Source organism: Aquabacterium sp. UBA2148 (assembly GCF_002328915.1).
GTDB classification, from domain to species: Bacteria; Pseudomonadota; Gammaproteobacteria; order Burkholderiales; family Burkholderiaceae_C; genus Aquabacterium; species Aquabacterium parvum.
This window is the reverse complement of record NZ_DCXA01000110.1, coordinates 1-3,534: the sequence shown is the minus strand read 5'-3', so window position 1 is coordinate 3,534 and position 3,534 is coordinate 1. Positions and strand designations below refer to the sequence as shown.

The 3,534-nt window shown below is 67.7% G+C and carries 4 protein-coding genes; 2 read left to right on the top strand and 2 right to left on the bottom strand.

Going from position 1 to position 3,534, the window contains the following annotated elements; translation table 11 throughout:
* Positions 1 to 15: 15 nt before the first annotated feature.
* Positions 16 to 1,248: a formate-dependent phosphoribosylglycinamide formyltransferase gene (gene purT, locus B2W70_RS06040; protein WP_286743825.1), complete on the top strand. Its 1,233-nt coding sequence runs from the start codon at positions 16 to 18 to the stop codon at positions 1,246 to 1,248.
* Between the two features lie 42 nt (positions 1,249 to 1,290).
* Here the strand turns inward: purT and B2W70_RS06035 are convergent, their stop codons facing one another.
* Positions 1,291 to 2,085, bottom strand: a complete 795-nt coding sequence (locus B2W70_RS06035) for a Crp/Fnr family transcriptional regulator (protein ID WP_286743823.1) — start codon at positions 2,083 to 2,085, stop codon at positions 1,291 to 1,293.
* Between the two features lie 147 nt (positions 2,086 to 2,232).
* On the opposite strand from B2W70_RS06035, the gene B2W70_RS06030 reads away from it, so the two are divergent.
* A complete protein-coding gene (locus B2W70_RS06030) occupies positions 2,233 to 2,577 on the top strand; it encodes a HigA family addiction module antitoxin (RefSeq protein ID WP_058088349.1) in 345 nt (114 codons plus the stop codon).
* A 142-nt stretch (positions 2,578 to 2,719) separates the two neighbouring features.
* Here B2W70_RS06030 and B2W70_RS06025 read toward each other — a convergent pair.
* Positions 2,720 to 3,534, bottom strand: an 815-nt coding sequence (locus B2W70_RS06025; RefSeq protein WP_286743820.1) for an AMP nucleosidase, incomplete at its 5' end; no start/stop codon positions are given.

The window sequence follows — 3,534 nt, the reverse complement described above, 5'->3', positions numbered from 1 at the left end:
CACCAGCAGGCCAACATGAGCACCCCCGTCCAGACCCTCACCCTCGGCACCCCCCTGTCGCCATCGGCCCTGCGCGTCATGCTGCTGGGCTCGGGAGAGCTGGGCAAAGAGGTGTTGATCGCCCTGCAGCGCCTGGGCGTCGAGACCATCGCCGTCGACCGCTATGACAACGCCCCGGGGCAGCAGGTGGCGCACCACAGCCGCACGATCACCATGAGCGATGCGGCCCAATTGCGCGCCCTCATCGAAGCCGAAAAGCCCCACCTCGTCGTGCCCGAGATCGAGGCCATCGCCACGCCCGTGCTCGAAGAGCTCGAGGCCGCTGGTGTCGTGCGCGTCATCCCCACGGCGCGCGCTGCACGCCTGACCATGGACCGCGAAGGCATCCGCCGCCTCGCTGCCGAAACACTCGGCCTGCCCACCAGCCCCTATCGTTTCTGCGACTCGCTGGCCGAGCTGCAAGCCGCCATCGACGCAGGCATCGGCTACCCCTGCATCGTCAAGCCGGTGATGAGCTCGTCGGGCAAGGGCCAAAGCAAGATCGACGGCCCCGCCGACGTCGCCAAGGCCTGGGCTTTTGCGATGGAAGGTGGCCGCGTCAGCCATGGTCGCGTCATCGTCGAAGGCTTCATCGACTTCGACTACGAGATCACGCAGCTGACCGTGCGCGCAGCCGTCCAGGGAGCCCAGCTGGGCGAGGTGGTCACCCAGTTCTGCGAACCCATCGGTCACAAGCAGGTCAGCGGCGACTACGTCGAGAGCTGGCAGCCCCAACCCATGTCACCAGTGGCGCTGCAGCGCTCACGCGAGATCGCCAAGGCCGTCACCGACAACCTGGGCGGTCAGGGCCTCTTCGGTGTGGAGCTCTTCGTCAAGGGCGACATGGTGTGGTTCAGCGAGGTCAGCCCCCGCCCGCACGACACGGGCCTGGTCACGTTGAGCACGCAGGTGCAAAGCGAGTTCGAGCTGCACGCGCGCGCCATCCTGGGCCTGCCGGTGGACACCACGCTGCGCCAGGCGGGTGCATCGGCCGTGATCTACGGTGGCGTCGACACGCAGGACGTGCAGTTCGAAGGCGTGGCCGAGGCCTTGTCCGTGCCTGGCACCGACCTGCGCCTGTTCGGCAAGCCCGAGAGCTTCGTCAAGCGCCGCATGGGCGTGGCCGTGGCCACCAGCACCGACGTCGACAGCGCACGCGCCAAGGCGCGCGAGGCCGCAGCGAAGGTGACGGTGCGCGCCCGCAGCTGAGGGCCCTGAACCGCCCTGAACGGCAACACTGGCTGGCGCGGATCAAGTTCCGCCGCCGGCCTGCGCTTCGTTGTGGGCAGCCAGCAGGATCGGGGCGGTGCCCGCCAGCATGAAACGCAACTGCGCATCGAGCCGGCCCGCGCGGGCCAGCAGCCCCTCCAGCGAGAGCAACTCGATTTCCGCGTAGTGCAGCGACAGCACCTGCTCGCGCTCGAGGTCGCGCAGCGCCTTGTTCACCGTCTGCCTCGACACCCCCAGCATCTGCGCCAGGTAGTCCTGGGGCAGCCGCAAGCGCCTGCGCAGGCCTGATTTGGCGCTTTGCCCGTAGTTCACCGCCGCAAACAAGAGCCTGCGCGACAAACGTTGCTGCAGGGTGAGCGAAGCGCTGTCCTCCAAAGCGGTCGTGACCACCCTCAACTGACCGCAAGCCAGCCGAGCCAGGTCGCGCCAATGGACCGGGTTGGCATCCAGCCAGGGCTCGATGAGCGAGCGGGGCACGCTCATCACGGTGCTGTCGGTGTCGGCCACCGCCGCCATGCCCTGGGGGATGCGGTCGATCAGGCTGACCTCGCCGAACCAGTGATAAGGCTCGACATACCAGGTCAAGCGCTGCGTGCCGTGCTCGGGGTGGGTCGAGCCCATGCACAGGGCCCCGGCGATGACGCAGCACAGCCCGTCCTGCGCGTCGTCGCGCAAGGGCTCCCCGGCGGCGAGGTGAATCAGGCGAGCGCGCTCCACCAGCGCCTCCTGCATGGCGGTCGGACAAGCGCCAAACCAGACGTGGGTGCGCAAGGCTGGCAGGAGGGCGGCCGGGGTGGCGTCAACGCGACGGGACATGTGTCATCGGGCAAAAAATAAGGCAGCAAGGGGCGACACCCCCCACATGGGTTAGATGCGGCACGTACAACTGTCTGTTTGTTGACAATATCATGGCCGCACACGTCCTACGATTCGGACATTGTTCACGACAACCCACATCGTCCTATGAGCTCGAGCCAAGCAGTCCATCCCGGCGCCATCCTGCGCACCCAGTTCATGGAACGCAACGGCCTGTCGGCGAGTGGCCTGGCCATCCGCCTGCACGTGCCCGCCCCCCGCGTGAACGACATCGTGCGCGAGCGCCGAGGCATCAGCCCCGATTCCGCCTTGCGTCTGGCCCGATTCTTCGGCACCACCGCCCAGTACTGGATGGACCTGCAAACGGCCTACGACCTGCGCGTGGCCGAAGAGCAAGCGGGTGAGCAGATCCGCCGCGAGATCGCCACGCTGCAGTCCTTGCCCCCGAAGGCGGGCACTGCGGCCTCCACACCGGTGCTGGCGGCAGCCTGAAGCACCTCTCGGGCGGGCCCAGGCATGTCCGATTCGCCTGATTGCGTCCGCCTGACCCATCCCCCACAAGGGTAAGACGCCAGCCGATCACTGATTGGCGTTCAACATTCCCCGCACCTGTTCAGCCACCTGCCTCGGCAGGTCACTGGAAGGCCACTTCGGCGAAGCTGCGCAGCTTGCGGCTGTGCAACTGGCCCTGCACATTGCTGCGCAAGCGCTCGATGGCGCACAACCCGATGCGCAGGTGCTGGTCCACTCGCTCTCGGTAGAACTGGTTGGCCATGCCGGGCAGCTTGAGCTCGCCGTGCAAAGGCTTGTCGCTCACGCACAGCAGCGTGCCGTAAGGCACCCGGAAGCGGAAACCGTTGGCCGCGATGGTCGCGCTTTCCATGTCCAGCGCCACGGCGCGGCTCTGACTGAAGCGCCGCTCGGGCTCGCGCTGAGGCAGCAACTCCCAGTTGCGGTTGTCGGTGGACGCCACGGTGCCCGTGCGCATGATGCGCTTGAGCTCGTAGCCGTGCAGCTGGGTCACCTCCGCCACCGCGCCTTCCAGCGCCAGCTGGATTTCGGCCAGCGGCGGGATCGGCACCCACAGCGGCAGGTCTTCGTCGAGCACATGGTCTTCGCGCACATAGCCGTGGGCCAGCACGTAGTCGCCCAGTTGCTGCGAGTTGCGCAGGCCCGCGCAGTGCCCCAGCATGATCCAGGCGTGCGGGCGCAGCACCGCGATGTGGTCGGTGATGGTCTTGGCGTTGGCCGGACCCACGCCGATGTTGACCATGGTCACGCCCATGCGGTCCTTGCGGACGAGGTGGTAGGCCGGCATCTGCGGCAGGCGCGGCGGCACGGCGCCCAGGGCGTCGAGCGGCTCGGCAGCCTGGCCCACTCGACGCGTGACCACGTTGCCCGGCTCGACGAACGCAATGCAGTCGTCGTCGTCGCGCGGGTTGGCGGGAT